The organism is Streptomyces triculaminicus, assembly GCF_017349075.1.
GTDB lineage: Bacteria > Actinomycetota > Actinomycetes > Streptomycetales > Streptomycetaceae > Streptomyces > Streptomyces triculaminicus.
The window spans coordinates 1267164-1285344 of the sequence record NZ_JAFMOF010000002.1 but is presented as its reverse complement, the minus strand read 5'-3'; the positions used below and the strand labels follow the sequence as shown (position 1 = coordinate 1285344).

Sequence of the window (18181 nt, the reverse complement as noted above, 5' to 3'; positions counted from 1 at the left end):
GTGGTCCGCCCTTCCTGCTGCTTTCCGGCGCCCGCCCTCTTGACGGCGACCGACGCCCGGCGCCCGGTGCTCCCGGCCCCGTCGCGGCGACCTCACACGTTCCGCCATCTGGCCATCGCGAAGGAGAACAGCCCGAACAGGACGAGCCCCACGGCCACCACCGTGAGGAGCCAGGGGCCGGCCGGCGTTCCCGCGAAGGTGCGCAGGGTGTCGTCCAGCCCCTTGGCCCGGTCGGGGTCGTAGGCGACGGCCGCCTGGATGGCGAAGCCGCCCGCCGTGGCGAAGAGCAACCCCCGGCAGACGCCGCCGGCCACCCCCAGGACGTCCACCGTCCGCCGCGTGCCCTCGGACATGTCCCACAGGTTCAGCTGCCGGCGGTACGTGCGCAGGGCGGCTCGTACGGCGATCCATACGCCGGCGCCGGCCAGGGCGGCCCCGGCGCAGATCACCAGCGCCTGGCCGGCGGGCCAGCCCAGCACCCGGGCGGTGATGTCCTTGGACTGCTCGTCGGTCGAGCCGGCACCGCTGCCGCGCTCGCCCGCCGCGAAGGCGATCACCGAGCCGGCGACGACGGAGTAGAACACGAAGCGCACGGCCGACAGCAGCCGCGCACGGGCCTTCCGGCCGTCGGGGCCCGCCGCCCCGAAGACCGCCTCCGACAGCCGCCACAGGGCCATGCCGATCAGGCCGATGCCCACGGCCCAGACCAGCACCTGTCCGAACGGCTTCTCGGCCAGTTCCTGCACCGCTCCTCCGCGGTCGGCCTGCTCACCGCCGTCGCCGCCGTTGTGCGCGATGCGCAGCGCCAGCACCCCGACGAGGAGGTAGATCACGCCGCGTGCCGCCAGTCCGGCGCGCGCCGCCACGGCCGTGCCCTTCCCACGGGCCGCCCGCGCGTCGCTGTCGTTAGCCCACTGACCCATCACGCCGCCTCTCGCGTCGCGCGCTCCGTCGCCCTGTCATGGGGAGGATCGGCTGCCCCCGGACGCGGGGACGAAACGGCCCGCGCGGGGGCGGGCGCCGGGCGGAGGCGCCCGGCCGTCGTCCCTCGGCTCGCGGGAGTCACGGCTTGCGCCTCACCGGCCCCCACGGACCCGGCTGTCTCTCGATCTCCCGGGTGGCCTCGTCGATCACCCGCGGGTCGATCCAGGCCAGCGGCTCGACGTCGTTGACCAGGGGCTCGTTGTCCGGGCCGCGGCCGCACTCGCGGCCCCGCAGCAGCCACGGGCGTACGTCGCCGCTCCTGGTCCGGGGCAGGTGGCAGTAGTCGTACAGACGGCGGGCGGCCCAGATCCGCAGCGGCCGGTCCTCCCACCACGACTCGACGTCCAGGGGGCTGGCGGACAGCCCGGGCAGGGGGACGCCGGTCAGTTCGTCCCTGCTGGAGGTGGCGGACAGATCGACCCCGGGGCCCAGGGACCAGCGCACGTACAGGCGCCGTTCACGCCTGATCCGGTCGGCCACCTCCTCCAGGCTGTGCAGGGTGGCAAGGTCACCGGGACCGTTCGTCACCGTACCTCCTGGGTGGGCCCGGGCAGGGCGGCCTTCAGCACACGCCTCCCCGTCCCGGCGCACCAATAACGCGGGGGCCGCGCGAACCACCCGGGCAGCCGGACGCCTCCCCTGTCACGGGAAACGTGTCCTCGTGACGGAAGAACGTGTCTCCCGTCACGGGAGGAATCATGAAGGACCGCGCAGGCGGGGCCGTTAGGCTGATCGCGCAGCTGGTTCGCCCCGTCCGCCAGGCGGGAGGCGTCGTAAGAGGGAACCCGGTGCGATTCCGGGACTGCCCCGCAGCGGTGAGCGGGAACGACCGCCGTCATACGCACTGGACCTCAGCGGCCCTCGGGGCCGCGGGTCCGGGAAGCGACGGCCAGTAGGAGCCCCGTCCGGTCCCGCCGGACGAGGCGTGTCCGCGAGTCCGAAGACCTGCCGCTGCCCGTGTGCGGCGGTCGCACGCGGACCACTCGGTGACCTCGAGGGCGGGTCGGCGACACGGCCGATCGCGCCGTGTCCTTCGCGTCCCGGCGGGCCGCCGAGGCCGATCCTCGACTCGCGAAGGAGAGTTGACGTGACGATCAGCCCCCAGGACACCGACGCCGCCCCGGCCCGCGCGCCCAAGACCCCGGCGGACTCCCGGGTGACGCTCGCCCACATCATGAGCGAGCACGACACCAATCTGTACGGCACCATCCACGGCGGCGTGGTGATGAAGCTGATCGACGACGCGGCCGCCGCGGCCGCCGGGCGTCATGCCGACGGGCCGGCCGTGACCGTCTCCGTGGACCGCATGTCCTTCCTCGCCCCGGTCCGCGCCGGCGACCTGCTGAGCGCTCACGCCGAACTGCGCCGAGCCGGCCGCACGTCGATGACCGTAGCGGTCCGCGTCACCGCCGAACGCTGGAACGCCTCCGGCCCCACGGCCGAGGTCGCCAACGCCGGCCTGACCTTCGTCGCCGTCGACGCCGGGGGGCGCCCCCGCCCCGTACCTCCCCTGACCGTGCCGGAAGAGCCCGCCGACCGGGGCTGATCGCGGGCCGGGCGTGCTCCGGGTGCCGGGGCGCCACCCGGCCTCCGCTCTTCCGCGTCGTCGGACACCGCGTGCGCCGCGGTGTTCGCCACGCCGCGCGAAGTGGCCCACGAGAACGGCCCGTCATTGGACCTGCCGGGCCGGCCACTTGCGGCCGTAGCGTGGCAGGGCCAGCGAGGAGGACGCGGCTTCCGAGCCGCTCGCACCCAGGAGAGTCGTGCCGATACCGATGATGCCGCGCGCCGGAGCGCCCCGCGTTCTGACCGTCGCCCAGTTGAGCAACTCCGTCGGTGACGGCGCGTACTACACGTGCTCGGCGCTGTACTTCACCCAGGTCGTCGGCCTGTCCCCCGCCCGGCTCGGGGCGGGGCTCACGGTGGCGTGGGCCGTCGGTTCGCTGGCGGGCGTCCCGCTGGGCCATCTCGCCGACCGTCGTGGTCCGCGCGGCACGGCGGTGCTGCTGGCGCTGGCCACGGCGGTGGCCGTCGCCTCGTTCCTCGTCATCCGTTCCTACGCGCCGTTCCTGATCGCCGTCTGCCTGTACGCCACCGCGCAGTCGGGGCTCGCGGCGGCCCGCCAGGCGCTGCTCGCCGGCCTGGTCGCACCCGCCGAACGCACCGGCGTCCTCGCCCACCTGCAGGCGGCGCTCAACGCGGGACTGGCCGTCGGCGCGGCCCTGGGCGGCCTGGCCCTGGCGCACGGAAGCCGGGGCGGGTACCTCGCCGTGTTCGCCGTCGACGCGCTGAGCTTCGTGGTCTGCGCCGCGCTCACGCTGCGGCTGCCGGCGGTGGCGCCCGTCGCGAGACCCGTGGACGACGGGCCCGCGCTGGCGGTGCTGCGGGACCGGCCGTACGCCCTCGTCACGCTCCTCAACGCGGTCCTGCTGCTGCGGATGCCACTGCTCAGCCTCGCCGTTCCGCTGTGGATCGTCCGCCGGGTGCCCCAGCTCACGTGGCTCGCGTCGGCGCTGTTCGTCCTCAACACGCTCGGGGTGGCGCTGTTCCAGGTCCGTACGGCGCGTTCCGTCACCGGTCTGCGCTCCGCCGCGCGCGCCGTGCGCGTCGCCGGCGCCGTTCTGCTGGCGTCCTGCGCGGTGTTCGCCCTGTCGGCCGCGGACCTGCCGCTGTGGGCCACGGCGACGGTTCTGGTGGCGGCCTCGGTCCTTCTGCTCATCGGCGAGATGAAGCAGTCCGCCGGTTCCTGGCAGATCGGCTTCGACCTCGCGCCCGACGACCGCATGGGCCAGTACCAGGGCTTCTTCGCCACGAGCGTGGCCGCCGCGCGCACCCTCGGCCCGCTGTTGCTCACCACGACGGTCGTGTCCTGGGGAGTGCCGGGCTGGCTCCTGCTGGGCGCCGTCTTCCTCACCGCCGGCCACGCGATGGGCCCGGCCGTACGGTGGGCACGGCGCGACCGCCCCTACGCGCTGCCGGAGCCCGGGGCGGCAGGGCCCCGGGCGGCCGCGACCGGGTGACGCCCGGTCACCCCGGGAGCTGTTCCTCCGCGCGGCGCGGGCCGCCCGGCCCGCACACCCGCTTCGCCGCCAGCCACTGCACGGTGAGCCGCTGGTACTCGAGACTCTCGTCGCGGGTGAGCAGTCGCCCCTCGCGGGCGCTCAGGAACGTACGGATCTTCGCGTTGATCACCTCGGGGCGTGCCTGCTCGCAGGTCTGGATGACGGACATGTGCCACAGGCTAAAGGCAGTCACTGACACGGAGCGGACGACTGTGATCAAGTTCGGCAAACGCTCATCGAATCGTCATGAAGAGGAGGCATAGACCTTTCTCACCTCGGTTCTCACCCCGGTCGCCAGCGAGTAACGGTTGGCAGGCGAGTGACTGGTGGGAGTGGAGGTGGGCCGGTACAACGGAGGACATGCGTATTCGATCATTAGCGGTCATAGGAAGTCTGCTGGCGACGCTGGCGGTTGGCATGCCGGCGGTGTCGCAGGCGGCATCCGGACGGTCGGCGGTTACCCCGGCCCTTGATGCCTGCCAGGAGCGGGCGAGCGTAAAGGTGTTCCACGAGGGCGGCATACCGCTGCTGGACTGGCGGGAGAACCTCGAGTTCGACGGGCGCGGCACGCTCTGGGTCGCGCACATCACCAAGGGCCGGGTCGAGGGGTACACCCCCGACGGGACGCTCAAGACCAGCTTTCCGGTGAGCGGGGCGGGCGGCATCCGGCGCGGTCCGGACGGGATGATGTACGTCAACTTCGGCGTGAATCCGCTGACTCCCGTCGGCGGCATCGTACGGTTCGACCCGACTGCCGCCCATCCGAAGCCGGAGAAGGTCGTCAGCGGTATATCCGGCATCAACGGCCTCGCCATCGACACCGAGGGCAACTTCTACCTCAGCCGCGAGCTGTCCACCGGCATCCTCAAGATCCGGCCGGACGGCACCAAGGACGAGGAGTGGACGAAGAAGGCGAACGTCTTCGGCACCAACGGCCTGGAGATCGTCGGCGATCAGCTGTACGCGAGCGTCATCACCGACACCTCGTCCCCGGTCGTGCGCATCCCCCTGAACGACCCGGCGCGGCACACGACGGTCGTCAAGCTCAGCAAGGGCCCCCTGGGCATCAAGCTCCTCGACGACCTCACCGCCTTCAACGGCGACCTGGTGGTCGCGAGCTTCCGCGACGGCGAGCTGATCCGGGTGAACCCGGAGACCGGCCGGTCCTGCCTCCTGGTGAGCGGCCTGCGGATGCCCAGCAGCGTCCGCGTCGCCCGGGCGTTCGGCGACAACGACCCCCGGCGCGACCTCTTCGTCGTCGAGGCCTCCGGCCGCATCGTCAAGGTGACGGTCGGCTGACACGGGGCCGGCGGTCTCCGGGTCCGCGCCCGGAGACCGCCCGGACCGCCCGGAGACCGCCCGTGCCGCCCGGACCGTCGCAGCCCTCCGGCGCGCATCGCGCACCGCGCGGCACGCCGCTCAGCAGGCGAAGCCCGGGCTGTTGGCGAAGAACGCCAGATGCGACCAGGTCTGCGATCCGATGACACCGTCGACGGTGATGTCGGCGCAGCCCTGGAAACGCCGTGTCGCCGTCTCCGTGAGGGGCCCGAAGTCCCCGTCCACCGCGAGATCGGTGTTCGTCAGGGAATTGTTGAGGTAACACTGGGCCTGCTTGACGGCCGTACCCTGCGAGCCGCGCTTGATAGTGGGCCGGGTATTGGTGTGACTGCAGATTTCCGTGATTTCCGTTGCCATGACGAACCTTCACCTTCCTCCCCCGAGTCGGCTTCCGGCGCTACTCGAATTGCGGGAAGGGAACCTGCAGTTTGTCCCAGGACTTCTCCCCCGGCCAGCCGTCCGCGTCGTCTCCCTTGAAGCCGAGCTTCTGCTGCCACAGCGAATAGGACCTGCGGTCCTCGTCGTCCCACTGCGTCTGGCCACCGTTCGGACCGTAGGCGGAGCAGCCCTCTTCGACCAGACGAACAGCCATCAGGCTGATGATCGGGTGGTTGGGCTTCGCCTTGAACCATGCGGCCCCGGGGAACGGAACGAACCCGGAAGGGGACTTGGCGACGAGCAGCTGCTGCCCTACCTCGATATGGTTCGGGTCGGGAATGTGATTCCACGCCTGAAGCTGCTCGACGGTGGTGTTGAACCGGGTGGCGATTTTGAAGAGCGTGTCACCCGTCACGACGACATAAAAAGTGTCCTCGACTCTCATAATTGTATGCTAGGCGGGCCGGCCGGAGTCTGCATGTTCACACAGCCGGACGCGGCGACGGCATGGAGGTTCGTATGGGTCACCAGCGAAACGCTTCCGACGTCGGATTGCAGAAAACCCGTGCATGGGCCGGCCTCGCGGTGGTGGTCCTCGGCGACGCGGCGATCACGCTCGCCGCGATCTGGGGCGTCCACAACGCCGACGGCGCCGCCGCCACGGCCATCCTCACAAGCGCCTTCACCGCGGTCAGCACCATGACCACGGCCTACTTCGGCATCCGAGCCGCCACCAACACCGCCCAGGCACACGCCCAGGCCCAAGCCGACCAGGCGGTAGCACGGGCATCCGGGCCGGCCACCGGCCAGAACCGCGAGAACCCCCCTGGCCACACGGCGGAGGGGGCGGCGGAGGGTGAGCCGTCCGGCGATCACCCCCGATCTCCTCCGGGGCGGGCATAGAGCCGGTAGGCCACCAGCACGGCTCCCTCTACGCTGACGGGACAGGATTCCGTCGCGAGGGAGCAGATCGTGGGGCAGCATCCGGACCGCTACACCTCCGTTGTCGACGTCTGTGTGATGCTCCGCCGGGCTGACGGCCGGGTGTTGTTCTCCGAGCGAGCGAACACACGCTTCTCCGACGGTCTGTTCGGCATCCCCGGTGGGCGGCTGGAAGCCGGCGAGTCCCTCACAGCGGGCGCGGCGCGGGAGCTGGCCGAGGAAGTCGGCGTTCAGGTCGACCCTGACTCGTTGACATTCGTGCACGTCGCTCACCACTACGGCGAGGAATGGGGCGCGCGGCTCGGCTTCTTCTTCGAGGCGGACGCCTGGAAGGGCGAACCGGTCAACCGCGAGCCCGATCTCTGCGCCGGCCTGCACTGGGTCGACCTGGCAGACCTTCCCGACAAGACGATCCCGTACGTGGCGAACGTGTTGACCGAGATCCGCGCGGGGAAGACGCTGTATCTGCACGGCTGGTGAGTCTCTGCACGGCTGGTGACCCGCTCCGGCGACGCACCGAGAGACACAGGAGGCGCACGGTGGGCCTGCCTTCCCCGATCTCAGAGAGGCCGGCACGCGCGCGCGAGCACGAGGGGAACCGGGGGAAGACTCGCACCCGTCCAACGCCTGGACCGTCACAACGTCGCCGGGGCACGCCGCCAGTACGCACGGGCTCCTCGAAACCCATCCACCTGATCGCGTTCCCTGAACACCCATCGAACACACAGCAGAGCCCCGGCCGCGGAACGTCTCGGCCGGGGCTCGGGTCTACCTGATCAAGTGGAGAGGCAGATCGGCGAGCATGACGGCGTATACCGGGGAGTCGGGGAACGGCTGCCGCTCGCCGACCTTCCGGTACCCCCAGGATTCGTACAAGGCCTGAACCTTGGGGTGCGTCACGTCCACCAGTAGCGCGGCGAGGTCATCGTCCCGGACGCCCAGTAGGGCCCGGTGCAGCCGCTCGGAGTGCCCGTGCTTGCGCCACTTCGGTCGCACCATCAGCTCGGACACGTGGAACGTCCTCGTCTTCGCCGGCGCTGGGGTCAGGTGCTCCCGCCACCATTCACGGTCCGGGTTGGCGGCGGCCCCGTAGGCGTAGCCGACCGGCTCGGAGCCGTCGTAGCCGATGACGCACGAGAAGCCCGGATGGCTGGACCAGTGGTCCACGAACCAGGGGAAGCGCTGGACGAACGGGTCGTCGGCGCGGTCGGCGTAGGCATCGGCGTGTACGTCGAGGAGGGTCTGACGGATCTCGGCCGCGTCGTCGTGGGTGAAGTGCCGGACGTCGATGGTGGTCAAGCTCGGCTCCATTCGCTGCGGAAGCGGTCGCCCCACTCTCCCGCGACGGTGGCGTCCGGGGCCAGGGTGATGAGGTCCCGGTAGAAGTCGCCCAGCAGGGACCGCATCCGTCCCGGGATCGGGTATCCGGTCATCAGGTCGAAGACGCTGGAAGCGGTGGCGCACGCCTCTTCGATCTCGCGCTGGTGCAGCCGCGCGACGGCGAGGCGTGTGGTGGCCAGGGCTCGGTTGCGGTGGAACTGGCGCGGGATGGACGACAGCGCGCGGTGCGAGGCCGCCTCGGCTTCCGCGGAGTCCCCGATGCGGTCTCGGACGATGGCCTTGAGCGCCGTCAGCTCCGCCCTGGCCCAGCCGACGCCTTGGTGGGGGCTAGAGCGATCACACGGGTAGGTAGCCCCACGAGCATGACGGCTCCCCGGTTGGTTGCCCCCTTTCGCCTCCAAGGCCCCAGAAGCGCCACGGAGCCCAGGCCAGATGTGCTCTGACCTGGGCTCCAGCGATAGGCCGTGTGGGACTCGAACCCACAACCAATGGATTAAAAGTCCGCCGGACCGGGCCGTTCAGGCCCAGCCCGGTCCCGGCGGCCGGGCGTCCGGCTCCCGCTCAGCTCAGGGGCCTGCCGTCCGCCGGTTGGCAGGAGGGGGTGGCGCCGGCGGAGTGGGGGCGGTGCACAGGAAGAGGGGCGGGTGGACAGGGAGCGGTCGTCGGCGGGGAGGTGGAAGGGGCGGTCCTGGGCGACGGTGTCCTTCACGTCCACGCCGTTGCGCAGTTGCTGGAAGACGTTGGACGCGCGCAGGGGGATCTTCGTGCCCGTCCAGGTCCGGTTGATGGCCGCCGCGGCGGCGCGGAAGGAGTCGCTTCCGGCGGCGTGGTCGCTGTGGCGGTCGGCCGAGAAGGCGATGTAGGTCAGGTCGACCGCCGTGTAGCGCTCGAGTTCGGCGAACTCGGGGAGCTCCGGGTACTCGATGAGGGTGTCGACGTCGGAGGCCAGCAGCGGGAACGGCGTTCCCTGGGCGGAGCCGCACTCGGCCTGGACCTCGTTGAGGATCTTGGGGAGTTGGCCGCCACGGGCGGCGAACACGGTGATGGCCTCGTTGTGGTTCTGTCCGCAGATCCTCTTGGCGAGCTCCGGCAGGGCGCTCGCCACGCCGGGCTGTCCGAAGTCCGGCGTGCGGACGATCGAGGGCTCCAGGACCTCGATGCCCTGTCCGGTGAGTTCGTCGCGGAGGTCCTCCCGCAGGTTGATGCTGTAGCGGTCCTTGTCGTCGTAGATGATCAGGGCCTTCTTGCGCCGCAGGGAGGTGATGCGCCGGGTCAGGGCCCGGGCGAGGTGGCGGTTGGTGGGCTGGGTCTGGAAGTAGGTGTCGGTCTCGGTGGCCATGAAGTCGCCGGTGACCGCCGCCCCGATGACCGGCAGGTCCGGGGAGAGGCGTTGGATGGCCTTGACGGAGGCGTCGCGGCTCTGGGAGATGCCGATCACGGCGGAGATGCTCGTGCCGTCGCCGGCCAGGACGTTCAGCCGGTCGGCGACGTCCGTGCCCTGGGCGAAGGCGTAGCCGGCGTTGGCGACCAGCAGCCGCAGGTAGGGTCGTTCGGCGTCGCCCACGGTCTGCTTGTTGAACTCGCGCTGGGCGTCGGCGGCGCCCTCGAGCTGGAGGACGCCGGCGGGAGTGAGCTGTTCGCTCCGGCTCTGGGGGTCGGCGGTCAGTGGTGCGAAGAAGACCACCGTGCGGTACGCGCCGCGCCGGGCGGCGTCGTTCTGGGCGCGGATGCGGTCCTGGAGTGTGCGCAGCAGCTTCTGGCTGCCGCCGTCCGTGAAGTAGCAGCCGTGCGGGGCGGTGTCGACGCCGACCCTGACGCCCTGTGCCTGCCAGGTGTCGTGGCAGGGGTCCTGGCGCAGCCAGTCGACCGCCGGCACGGCGCCGGCCAGCAGGACGACGGCGAGGATGCCGCCCAGGTAGGCGGACGGCCACGGCACGGCGAAGGGACGTACGGCCACATTGGTGTCCAGCCAGTCGATCACCTCCTGCCGTTCCTCCCCGGCCAGGCGGACGTGCAGCCGCCCCTTCTCGGCGCCGGGTCCGGCGGAGCGCACGCGCCGCTCCAGCAGCGGCCGCAGGCAGGCGGCAGCCTCGGCCGGGGTGCGGACGCCGCCGCCGGGTTCCTGTTCGTCACGGAGCGCGCCGGGTGCGGCGGGGGCCGCCAGGACCAGCAGCGGCAGGCCGCGCCGCTGCAGCTTCACCAGGCCGTCCAGCAGGCGCCGGGTGGCCGTACGGGGGCCGTGGACGCGCGGCAGGAGGACGACGAACGGCCAGACGCGGCGGCGTCGCCAGGGAAGGAACACGCCCCTGCGGCAGGCCCGGAGCAGGTCCACGGCCAGCGCTTCGAGGAGCAGGGACTGGCGCAGGGCCGCGCGGTCGCGCAAGTCACCGCGGCGGCTCAGCGAGACGGCGGCGGGCAGGAACCGGGTGGCGGCCGCGCCTCCGGCGCTGCTCACCTTGGGGGCGTACCAGCGCAGGCGCCGGGTGTGGTTCAGCCACGTGCGGTAGCCCCACTCGAGCGGCCAGGCGATCAGAACCGCCGCGAGCGCGCCCAGGCGTGCGCTGATCTGGCCGGCTCCGCCGGTGTCGATGAAGGAGCGCAGCGCCTTCAGGCCGGTCGTGTCCTGCTGCCAGGCCACGCACAGCTTCTCGGCCAGGGTGCGGCGCTGCGCGCGCTCCGACCCGGCGCCCGCGTCGATGTCCAGGACTCTGCGGCACGTCCAGTAGGTGGGCAGCCCGAGTCCGCCCGCGGCTCCGGGCGTCGTGCGCTCCAGCTGGGCGGTGAGGCCGTCGAGCAGGACGACGTCGGGTTCGGCGGATCTCCCCGCCCGGTCGAGGAGTTCGCCGTCGAGCAGTGCGTGGGGGACGAGGGCGGGCCCGCCGACGGCGCGCAGCCGGTCGCCGTAGCCGGTGACGAACGCCGCTCCCTGCCCCTCCTCGCCCTCTAAGGTGACGGCGGGGAGCTCGCGTTTGCCCACGGGCCGTCCCACCAGCTCGTCCAGTACGGTCACGAGGTCTTTCACGCCGTCCAGCGGTGGAATCCCGTTCATCCCGCCCCCCACTTACGCAGTGTTACTTGAAGGGCAGAACTGTCCCACCGGAGCGGGGTACGCACGGGTCGTCGTCCTCAACTGACCGCGAATGCCGGAAAACGCTTACCCGGGCGTGGCCGACGACCGCCGCACGACCGGAATTGACCTGTCGTCAGTACGCTGCGGCCTCCAGCGGCTTCGGACCGTAGGAATTCTCCCCCGGCGTACCCGGGAGGGCGAAGAACACCAGCAGGACGATCGAGCCCAGGAGCGGGATCAGGGCCAGCAGCAGCCACCAGCCCGACCGGTCGATGTCGTGCAGGCGACGCGTGCCGACGGCGAGGCCGGGGAGGAGCACGGCCAGGCTGTACACCAGGCCGATGACGGGGGCCGTGCCGAGCGCGGAGTCGATGACGGCCAGCACGATGCTGATGACGAAACTGATCAGGGTGAACATCCAGAATTCTGGGCGGCCCGCGCGCCCGCTGAATGTCGCGTATTTCTTGAGCACATCCACGTACCAGTGCACCTGCGCCCCCAAGAGCCGCGGCTGGCCCCGTTCTCGTGGACGGGGCCTCATGGGGAACGTAGGTGGCGCACAGGGGTCGGTCAACCGTCGGCCGGGCTCGGCCGACGGCGCCCGGGGGCGCGCCCGGCCGCCGGCGTGCGCGACGGCTCGCGATGGTGAAAATCGGTGGCCGCTTCGCGCGGAGAAGGGTGATCATCGCGGGGTTGTTCACCCGCCCCGGAGGCCGCATGCTCTTCCGTCCCACGACCGTCCACGATCTCGACCGTACGGCCGCCTACGCCGTCCATGCCGTCGACGACCCCGTGAGCGGGATCGCCGAGGACCGCTACCGCGCGGAGCTGGCGGAGCGGCGGTTCCGCCCCGAGTGGACCTGGGTCGCGGAACGGGACGGCGAGATCCTGGCCCGTGCCGTCTGGTGGGGCCGAAGCGACAGCGAGCACCCGGTGGCCCTGGACTGCCTGCACGTCAGCCGCTCGGTCGAGGACCGCGCCGGGCTGGCCGCCGGGCTCATCGCCGCCGGCCAGCGGGCCTTCCGCACGGCAGGCGCGACGCAGGACCCGCAGTACAACCTCTCGCTGCCGGGCGGCTGGCGGCAGGATCCCGCCCTCGCGGCCGCCGTGGCCTGGCGGAAGGCCGCCGCCGCCTCGGCCGGCCTCGGCGAGGAGGTCGAGCGGCTCCGCTACGAGTGGATCCCCGCCGCCGGGGTGCCGCCGCGCACCGGCCGGCTCGTCTTCTCCCCGGAGCCGGACGACGAGGCGTTCGTGGCGGTCTTCCGGAGCATCGCCAGGGGGAGCCTCGACATCGCCACGCGGCGGGACGTCGCCGCGCTGGGCGCCGACCGCCAGGCGCGCGACGACCTGGACTTCTACCGCAACTGCCCGGGCGAGAGGGACTGGTGGCGCCTGGCGCGTACCCCCGACGGCACCGTCGTCGGCATGGCCCTGCCCTCTCGCACGCCGTACCACCCCAACGTCGGATACCTGGGAGTGGTGCCGGAATTCCGCGGCCGGGGACACATCGACGAGATCCTCGCGGAGATCACGCGCTTCCACGCGGCCCGCGGCGCCCAGCGGATCACCGCCACCACGGACACGGTCAACGTCCCCATGGCGGCCGCCTTCGACCGCGCCGGCTACCGCACCACCGAGATCCGTCTCGTCTTCGAGGCACCCGCCGGGTGACGACGCGCCGGCACCCTTGACCGGTCCGACGGCCGGCCCCGACCGTCCCTGGTCGACGAACGACACGTCCTGGTGGGCGGGCGAAGGGCCGTCGAAGAGGCCGCGGTCCGGGCGGCCGCCCGGCCAGGTAGGCGCGTTGGGCCCGGAGGGAGCGGTGGGCCGCACCGGCCACGTCCTCCCACGGGCGGGACCGCCTCCGCCGGAAAGGGGAGGGCACGGGCGACCTCGGGCTCACCCTGTACTCCGGCGGCACGGACCGCGACGACAGCGGGGAAGACCGCACGGACGACAGCGGGGGTGACCCGTGCGCCAGGGCGTCGTTGTCACGGCATGATCAAGCGCCTGACTCTCGCCATGTCCGTCACCGGTGCCGCGCTCGCCCTGAGCGCCGGTATCACCTCCGCCGCGCCCATGCCGGCGCCCGTCACCGCTCAGCCCGCCGTGGCACCCCAGGCCCCCGCTCCCGCGCCGGGCGGCGGCGAGATGGCGGAGCCGCCGTTCAACCCCCTGACCCCCGCGCTGGGGCTGCTCACCCCGGTCACCGACCTCCTGCCCATGCCCATGCCGCCCTCCTAGCCCGCACGCCCGTATCGCCTGTACCGCCCGTACCGCTCCACGGAATTCCGTGGAGCGGAAACGTTTCCGGCATAGGGGTGAGGTAACGCGAATCGAGAACGGACCCCTCAGAAGGAGTTCTCGTGCTCTTCGCCGCCCTGTCCGTGCCGCCCCTGCTGCTGGGCCTGGTGCTCGCGCTCGCGCAATACGAGGAACGCATGCTCATCAGGCCACGCGTCCCTCGCCACGCCGCCGGAAAACGACATGTGCGAGCCGTCCCCGACCCTCCTGACGGTGTCCGTCGCCTTCCCGTCCACCGGCGCCGGCGCGGCCGTGATGCCGGCGGACGGGAAGAACGCGCGGCCTGACGCTCTCAGGCCGCGCGGGATCTCATGGCGATCTCACGGTGGCCGTACGGGATCACGGCCGTACCGGATCACACACCGGCCCGTTCCCGGGCCCGGTCACACGGGACGGCAGGGCGGGGAACAGGCCCGCAGCGCACTGCGCTGACCGTTCCCTACCAATAGTGCTTCCGCCCGCCCACAGCGTGCCCGACGGCGCCGAGGATCCACAGGACCAGCCCGATGATCACGAGCACGATGCCGATGGTCCACAGGATCGCGATTCCGGTCAGAAAACCGATGATGAGCAGGATGACTCCGAGAACGATCACGGTGTCCTCCGATCTCATGTCTTATTGCTCGATATCCACTATCTCCCCCTGGGCCGAGTCCGGCAATCAGGACCGCACGGCGGCCGTACGCGGCAAAACGGCTACGCAGAGTGAGTGCATGCGGGGCCGAGCAGACAATCGGACACCCCGCCCGTAGGCCATCGGCCGATCAGCGGCACACCTCCCCCTCACGGGTGAACTCCCGGTCGGAAAGTCACAGAAACGCCGGTTCCAGCCGGTCGATTCACGTGGCGTTGTCCTGACGTGTACGGGAGTGCGGAGGGAGCAGAGGTCTCATGGCGAGCAATGCGGGGCCCGGATGGGCCGACCCGGCGGCGACGCATGTCAGACGCCGATTCCTCACTCTGACCGCCGCCGCCACCGCCCTGGCGTTCACCCACACCTCTCCACGGGCCCGCGCCGAGGAGAGGCGGCTCGGAAGGCTCACCGAGAATCCCTTCACCTTGGGGGTGGCCTCGGGAGACCCGCTGCCGGACGCGGTGGTGCTCTGGACGCGGCTGGCCCCGCGTCCCTTCGAACCGGGAGGCGGGCTTCCGCCGTCGGCCGTGGTCCCGGTGAGCTGGGAGATCGCGGACGACGAGCGCTTCGCGCGCGTCCGGGGCAGCGGGGTGGCGAGCGCCCGCGCCGAGCAGGACTACAGCGTCCACGTCGACGTACGGGGGCTGGAGCCGGGCCGCACGTACTGGTACCGCTTCCGGGCGGGTTCCTGGCTCAGCCCCGCCGGCCGGACCCGTACCTCCCCCGCTCCCGACTCGCCCGTCAGCCGGGCGCGGCTCGCCCTCATCACCTGCCAGCAGTACGACGACGGCTACTACACCGCCCTGGCCCATGTGGCCCGCGAGGAACTGGACGCGGTGTTCTTCCTCGGCGACTACATCTACGAGAACGCCATCGACACCTACGGCGGCGCCCGCCGGCTTCCCGCCGGCAGCAGGCTCCCGGACGTCTTCCACCACGAGACGGTGACGCTGACGGACTACCGCCTGCGGTACTCCCTGGGGAAGACCGACCCCGACCTGCAGGCCGCACACGCCGCCCACCCTTGGTACGTCACCTGGGACGACCACGAGGTCGAGAACAACTACGCGGCGGACGTCTCGCAGAACCGCGACCCCACCGGAGAGTTCCTGCTGCGCCGGGCCGCGGCCTACCGCGCGTTCTGGGAGAACATGCCGTTGCGCGCGCCCTGGAGCCCGGCCGGCCCGGAGATGCGGCTCTACCGGCGCTTCCAGCACGGCCGGCTCGCCCAGTTCGACATCCTCGACACCCGGCAGTACCGCTCCGACCAGGCGTACGGCGACGGCTGGCAGTACCCCGGGCCCGAGTCCGACGACCCCGCCCGCAGCCTCATCGGCCCCGCGCAGGAAAGCTGGCTCCTCGACGGTTTCCGCACCTCCACGGCCCTGTGGAACGTCATCCCCCAGCAGGTGGCCTTCTGCCGCCGCGCCCTCAACCCCGGCCGGTCCCGCCTGTCGATGGACGCCTGGGACGGCTATCCCGCGTCCCGCGGCCGGATCCTCGGCGGAGCCCGCGCGGCCGGAATCACCAATCTCGTCGTCCTGTCGGGTGACTCCCACAGCCACCTCGCCATGGACATCAAGAAGGACTTCGACGATCCGCGCTCGCCCACCCTGGGCGTCGAGGTCCTCACGACGTCCGTCTCCAGCGACGAGGACGGCGTCGAGAAGCCCGCCGACGAGGAGAGCCTCCTGCGCGTCAACCCGCACATGAGGTACTACGCCAAACGCCGCGGATACGTGATCCTCACACTCACGCCGTCACACGCCCGGGCCGACTACCGCACCCTGCCCTACGTCACACGCCCCGGCGCCCCCGCCTCCACGGCCTGCAGCCTGGTCTCGGAGGCGGGCCGCCCGGGATTCGTCCCGGCATGACACCGATGGGACCAGCACCAGGAGGACGGCGGTACGGGCGTACGAGATCCGACCCGCCTCAGCGGCCGTCCTCGCGCAGGAAGTCCTCCACGACCCGGATGAGTTCCAAGGGGGTCTCGTCCATGGCGTAGTGCCCGGCGGACGGCAGTTCGCGGATCCGGCCGTCCGTGTACCACCGCATCCATGTGTCACGGGTCAACTCGGCCGTCAGCGCCGGGTCCAGGGCCCCGACGACCGCCAGCGCGGGGACGGAGGAGCCCTCGACCTCGGCGTGGAAGTCCTCGCCGGCCCAGGAGTCCAGCCAGGACCGGAACGCCTTGGGGTCGCTGCGCTCCAGCGACCGCCGCACCATCCGGTCCAGCCAGCGGGCGGGGCGCTGTCCGCCGGTGGTGAGGTCGATGATGAGCCGCCGGTTGTCCGGTCGTTGATCCGCCGCCGCGAACAGCTCCCACTGTTCCGGCGGCAGGGGGAGCCCCGAGGCGGGGACCGGGGAGACGCCGACGATCCTGCGCACGCGCCCGGGCGCCATGGCCGCCACGCGCTGGACGACACCGCCGCCCATCGAATGCCCTATCAGCGAGAACCGCTGCCAGCCCAGCCGGTCGGCGAGTGCCAGCACGTCGGCCGCGCCCTCACCCGTGGTGTACGTACCGGCGGCGTCCATCGCCTCGCCGTAGCCCCGCAGGTCGGCCAGCGCGTACTGGAAGGCGTCCCCGTCGAGGTCCGGCGCCACCGCGTCGTAGGCCGAGCGGTCGGCGAACCATCCGTGCACGGCGACGACCTTGTGCGGTCCGTCCCCGATCAGGGCATGAGGCGGTACGAATGAGGCCATTACGACTCCCGACGCGTCATGGTCATCCCGCACGACCGCTGGAACCGGCGGTCCACTGTAGTGGCTCCGTTCACGGCGGGACGAGGGTCCGATTCAGGCCACCGTGCCGGAAGGCTCCACCGGATCACCCGGAAAGGGACCGCCCGCTGAGCTCGGCGGCGGCCGTGCCGGCATCGCCGAGGAGGTCGCGCAGGTCGTCAGCGCGCGGGTGGCGGTCGGAGGCGCGGTATTCCGCGACGATCCCGGCCGCCCGTGCGATGTCGCACGCCTCGCGGCCGAGCAGCTCGCGGGTGATCACGATCGCCTGTGCGGCGTGGTGGTACCGGGTCATCAGCACCTCCTGGAGCCCGTCCATGCCGCCCGTCCTCAGGGCCTCCCGGAAGGGAGCCATCGTCGTCGCGAGCCACGCGACGCGCAGCTGGTAGGCGGGGGGCTCGCCGCTGCCGTCGTCGAGGGCGAAGGTGGGGGCGAGGGCCGCGGTGAGCCTGCGTACGAGGTCCGCCGACGGGCCGTCGCCGGGCCGGCCGGGGGCGCCCGCCAGATGGGGGCAGTCCTTGGCGAACTCGTACCAGTCCGCGTGCGACCCGCAGGACGCGACGGTCTTCGGGAGGACGGGGTTGCGGTCGTAGTAGCCGTCCGCGCTCACGAACACGGTGCGCAGCAGGTCGAAGGGGAGGGCGGTGGAGGTGTCCTCGGCCAGCAGCAGGGCGTCGTAGAGGTCCTTGCCCTGGGGGTACATGTCGGAGAGCAGCCACAGGACCTTCCAGGCGAGGGAGAGTCCGGGCGTGGCGGCGAGGAGGGTCAGCGGCTCTCCGGCGCCGTCGGGGCGGGGGCAGGGAGGTGGGGACGGCGGGGACGGGCAGCGGCTCGTTGAAGACGAAGTCCACCTGGACCGTTCCGCCCGGCAGCCCGTCGGCCGTCCACGGGATCACCACGCGGCGGCCGGGCACCCGGTCGTACGTCCAGATCTCGTCGCTGACGGCGCCGCGGGCGTCGAACCGGACCGGGCCGCCGCGCAGTGACAGTTCCTCGGCGGCCCGTGCGATGCCGGTGAGCATGCGCTCGGTACGGGCGTCCGTCGCCTGCCATGTGGCGGGCGTGACGACGAAGTCCACGTCGCCCGGCTCCCGCGCGGCCTGCCCGTACCGGGCCCGGAGCAGAACGCTGCCGCGCAGCACCAGGTGGGCGGCCCACTCGCCGCCCGCGACGGCGGCGAGGACATGGTCGAGGGCGATCCGGCGTGCCCCGTACCAGCGCTCGCCCGTCGTGGCGTCCGCGAACCGGGGCTCGCTCGGCCGCACGGCCCGGGCGTGGTGCTTCATGGAGGGGTCGAAGACGGCGGACTGTGTCACTCCGTCACCCTTGACGGGCTTGAGCGTGCCGGGGAGCCCTCGGCCGGTGAGGGTCGCCTCGTCC

At 71.9% G+C, this 18181-nt stretch carries 21 protein-coding genes, 1 pseudogene and 1 riboswitch; of the genes and pseudogenes, 9 read left to right on the top strand and 13 right to left on the bottom strand.

Going from position 1 to position 18181, the window contains the following annotated elements; all coding sequences use genetic code 11:
* Positions 1 to 92 precede the first annotated feature (92 nt).
* Both J1792_RS15885 and J1792_RS15880 read right to left on the bottom strand, forming a co-directional pair.
* The gene (locus J1792_RS15885; RefSeq protein ID WP_207247521.1) at positions 93 to 923 is read right to left on the bottom strand and encodes a DUF1206 domain-containing protein; all 831 of its coding nucleotides are present in this window, start codon (positions 921 to 923) and stop codon (positions 93 to 95) included.
* 139 nt (positions 924 to 1062) lie between these two features.
* The gene (locus tag J1792_RS15880) at positions 1063 to 1512 is read right to left on the bottom strand and encodes a DUF6098 family protein (protein WP_086575192.1); all 450 of its coding nucleotides are present in this window, start codon (positions 1510 to 1512) and stop codon (positions 1063 to 1065) included.
* A gap of 195 nt (positions 1513 to 1707) precedes the next feature.
* A riboswitch (cobalamin riboswitch) is annotated at positions 1708 to 1951 on the top strand.
* A gap of 120 nt (positions 1952 to 2071) precedes the next feature.
* Between J1792_RS15880 and J1792_RS15875 the strand changes: the two genes are divergently transcribed.
* Positions 2072 to 2530: an acyl-CoA thioesterase gene (locus tag J1792_RS15875; RefSeq protein ID WP_307843002.1), complete on the top strand. Its 459-nt coding sequence runs from the start codon at positions 2072 to 2074 to the stop codon at positions 2528 to 2530.
* Between the two features lie 232 nt (positions 2531 to 2762).
* Positions 2763 to 4004: an MFS transporter gene (locus J1792_RS15870; protein ID WP_278186322.1), complete on the top strand. Its 1242-nt coding sequence runs from the start codon at positions 2763 to 2765 to the stop codon at positions 4002 to 4004.
* A 7-nt stretch (positions 4005 to 4011) separates the two neighbouring features.
* Here J1792_RS15870 and J1792_RS15865 read toward each other — a convergent pair whose 3' ends face one another.
* Positions 4012 to 4215, bottom strand: a complete 204-nt coding sequence (locus J1792_RS15865; protein ID WP_086575191.1) for a hypothetical protein — start codon at positions 4213 to 4215, stop codon at positions 4012 to 4014.
* Positions 4216 to 4547: 332 nt separating this feature from the next.
* Between J1792_RS15865 and J1792_RS15860 the strand changes: the two genes are divergently transcribed.
* The gene (locus J1792_RS15860) at positions 4548 to 5345 is read left to right on the top strand and encodes an SMP-30/gluconolactonase/LRE family protein (protein ID WP_207247520.1); all 798 of its coding nucleotides are present in this window, start codon (positions 4548 to 4550) and stop codon (positions 5343 to 5345) included.
* A 120-nt stretch (positions 5346 to 5465) separates the two neighbouring features.
* Here the strand turns inward: J1792_RS15860 and J1792_RS15855 are convergent, their stop codons facing one another.
* Together J1792_RS15855 and J1792_RS15850 are read right to left on the bottom strand one after the other, a co-directional pair.
* A complete protein-coding gene (locus tag J1792_RS15855) occupies positions 5466 to 5741 on the bottom strand; it encodes a peptidoglycan-binding domain-containing protein (protein WP_086575187.1) in 276 nt (91 codons plus the stop codon).
* Between the two features lie 40 nt (positions 5742 to 5781).
* Complete coding sequence (locus J1792_RS15850; protein WP_086575185.1) at positions 5782 to 6207, bottom strand: peptidoglycan-binding protein; 426 nt, start codon at positions 6205 to 6207, stop codon at positions 5782 to 5784.
* 74 nt (positions 6208 to 6281) lie between these two features.
* Here J1792_RS15850 and J1792_RS15845 point away from each other — a divergent pair, with 74 nt between their 5' ends.
* Together J1792_RS15845 and J1792_RS15840 are read left to right on the top strand one after the other, a co-directional pair.
* On the top strand, positions 6282 to 6665 hold the full coding sequence (locus tag J1792_RS15845) for a hypothetical protein (protein WP_179199135.1): 384 nt from the start codon (positions 6282 to 6284) through the stop codon (positions 6663 to 6665).
* Positions 6666 to 6734: 69 nt separating this feature from the next.
* Positions 6735 to 7184 (top strand): NUDIX hydrolase, encoded by a 450-nt coding sequence (locus tag J1792_RS15840; protein WP_207247519.1) that lies wholly within the window; start codon positions 6735 to 6737, stop codon positions 7182 to 7184.
* A 288-nt stretch (positions 7185 to 7472) separates the two neighbouring features.
* On the opposite strand, the gene J1792_RS15835 is transcribed toward J1792_RS15840, so the two are convergent.
* The 4 genes from J1792_RS15835 to J1792_RS15820 form a co-directional block, all read right to left on the bottom strand.
* Positions 7473 to 8015, bottom strand: a complete 543-nt coding sequence (locus tag J1792_RS15835) for a GNAT family N-acetyltransferase (RefSeq protein ID WP_086575183.1) — start codon at positions 8013 to 8015, stop codon at positions 7473 to 7475.
* Positions 8000 to 8446 (bottom strand): NsdA family TPR-like regulatory protein, encoded by a 447-nt coding sequence (locus J1792_RS15830; protein WP_307843000.1) that lies wholly within the window; start codon positions 8444 to 8446, stop codon positions 8000 to 8002. Before J1792_RS15830 ends, J1792_RS15835 begins: the two co-directional genes overlap by 16 nt.
* Positions 8447 to 8538: 92 nt before the next feature.
* On the bottom strand, positions 8539 to 11094 hold the full coding sequence (locus J1792_RS15825; RefSeq protein WP_207247518.1) for an ABC transporter substrate-binding protein: 2556 nt from the start codon (positions 11092 to 11094) through the stop codon (positions 8539 to 8541).
* A gap of 154 nt (positions 11095 to 11248) precedes the next feature.
* Positions 11249 to 11605, bottom strand: a complete 357-nt coding sequence (locus tag J1792_RS15820) for a DUF805 domain-containing protein (protein ID WP_086566810.1) — start codon at positions 11603 to 11605, stop codon at positions 11249 to 11251.
* A gap of 227 nt (positions 11606 to 11832) precedes the next feature.
* Here J1792_RS15820 and J1792_RS15815 point away from each other — a divergent pair, with 227 nt between their 5' ends.
* From J1792_RS15815 to J1792_RS15805, 3 genes are all read left to right on the top strand, one after another.
* Complete coding sequence (locus tag J1792_RS15815) at positions 11833 to 12786, top strand: GNAT family N-acetyltransferase (RefSeq protein ID WP_207247517.1); 954 nt, start codon at positions 11833 to 11835, stop codon at positions 12784 to 12786.
* A 330-nt stretch (positions 12787 to 13116) separates the two neighbouring features.
* Positions 13117 to 13362, top strand: coding sequence for a hypothetical protein (locus J1792_RS15810; RefSeq protein ID WP_086566809.1), 246 nt, complete (start codon positions 13117 to 13119; stop codon positions 13360 to 13362).
* Between the two features lie 122 nt (positions 13363 to 13484).
* Positions 13485 to 13709: a hypothetical protein gene (locus J1792_RS15805; RefSeq protein WP_143587571.1), complete on the top strand. Its 225-nt coding sequence runs from the start codon at positions 13485 to 13487 to the stop codon at positions 13707 to 13709.
* A 152-nt stretch (positions 13710 to 13861) separates the two neighbouring features.
* Here J1792_RS15805 and J1792_RS15800 read toward each other — a convergent pair whose 3' ends face one another.
* On the bottom strand, positions 13862 to 14017 hold the full coding sequence (locus tag J1792_RS15800) for a DUF6131 family protein (protein ID WP_086566821.1): 156 nt from the start codon (positions 14015 to 14017) through the stop codon (positions 13862 to 13864).
* A gap of 296 nt (positions 14018 to 14313) precedes the next feature.
* Between J1792_RS15800 and J1792_RS15795 the strand changes: the two genes are divergently transcribed.
* Positions 14314 to 15933, top strand: a complete 1620-nt coding sequence (locus J1792_RS15795) for an alkaline phosphatase D family protein (protein WP_207247516.1) — start codon at positions 14314 to 14316, stop codon at positions 15931 to 15933.
* Between the two features lie 58 nt (positions 15934 to 15991).
* Here J1792_RS15795 and J1792_RS15790 read toward each other — a convergent pair whose 3' ends face one another.
* From J1792_RS15790 to J1792_RS34130, 3 genes and pseudogenes are all read right to left on the bottom strand, one after another.
* Entirely contained in the window at positions 15992 to 16765 is a 774-nt protein-coding gene (locus tag J1792_RS15790) for an alpha/beta fold hydrolase (protein ID WP_207247515.1), read from the bottom strand.
* Between the two features lie 124 nt (positions 16766 to 16889).
* Positions 16890 to 17504, bottom strand: a complete 615-nt coding sequence (locus J1792_RS34135; protein WP_242645931.1) for a hypothetical protein — start codon at positions 17502 to 17504, stop codon at positions 16890 to 16892.
* Positions 17505 to 17652: 148 nt separating this feature from the next.
* Positions 17653 to 18087, bottom strand: a pseudogene (locus J1792_RS34130) (nucleotidyl transferase AbiEii/AbiGii toxin family protein); the annotation flags it as partial.
* Between the last annotated feature and the right edge of the window lie 94 nt (positions 18088 to 18181).

What these genes read in the sequence shown, in the direction of transcription:
- J1792_RS15885 (WP_207247521.1), bottom strand. Translation starts at nt 923, where the DNA reads ATGGGTCAGTGGGCTAACGACAGCGACGCGCGGGCGGCCCGTGGGAAG.
- J1792_RS15850 (WP_086575185.1), bottom strand. Translation starts at nt 6,207, where the DNA reads ATGAGAGTCGAGGACACTTTTTATGTCGTCGTGACGGGTGACACGCTC.
- J1792_RS15865 (WP_086575191.1), bottom strand. Translation starts at nt 4,215, where the DNA reads ATGTCCGTCATCCAGACCTGCGAGCAGGCACGCCCCGAGGTGATCAAC.
- J1792_RS15790 (WP_207247515.1), bottom strand. Translation starts at nt 16,765, where the DNA reads ATGGCCTCATTCGTACCGCCTCATGCCCTGATCGGGGACGGACCGCAC.
- J1792_RS15810 (WP_086566809.1), top strand. Translation starts at nt 13,117, where the DNA reads ATGATCAAGCGCCTGACTCTCGCCATGTCCGTCACCGGTGCCGCGCTC.
- J1792_RS15835 (WP_086575183.1), bottom strand. Translation starts at nt 8,015, where the DNA reads ATGGAGCCGAGCTTGACCACCATCGACGTCCGGCACTTCACCCACGAC.
- J1792_RS15845 (WP_179199135.1), top strand. Translation starts at nt 6,282, where the DNA reads ATGGGTCACCAGCGAAACGCTTCCGACGTCGGATTGCAGAAAACCCGT.
- J1792_RS15795 (WP_207247516.1), top strand. Translation starts at nt 14,314, where the DNA reads ATGGCGAGCAATGCGGGGCCCGGATGGGCCGACCCGGCGGCGACGCAT.
- J1792_RS15815 (WP_207247517.1), top strand. Translation starts at nt 11,833, where the DNA reads ATGCTCTTCCGTCCCACGACCGTCCACGATCTCGACCGTACGGCCGCC.
- J1792_RS15870 (WP_278186322.1), top strand. Translation starts at nt 2,763, where the DNA reads ATGCCGCGCGCCGGAGCGCCCCGCGTTCTGACCGTCGCCCAGTTGAGC.
- J1792_RS15855 (WP_086575187.1), bottom strand. Translation starts at nt 5,741, where the DNA reads ATGGCAACGGAAATCACGGAAATCTGCAGTCACACCAATACCCGGCCC.
- J1792_RS15825 (WP_207247518.1), bottom strand. Translation starts at nt 11,094, where the DNA reads ATGAACGGGATTCCACCGCTGGACGGCGTGAAAGACCTCGTGACCGTA.
- J1792_RS34135 (WP_242645931.1), bottom strand. Translation starts at nt 17,504, where the DNA reads ATGTACCCCCAGGGCAAGGACCTCTACGACGCCCTGCTGCTGGCCGAG.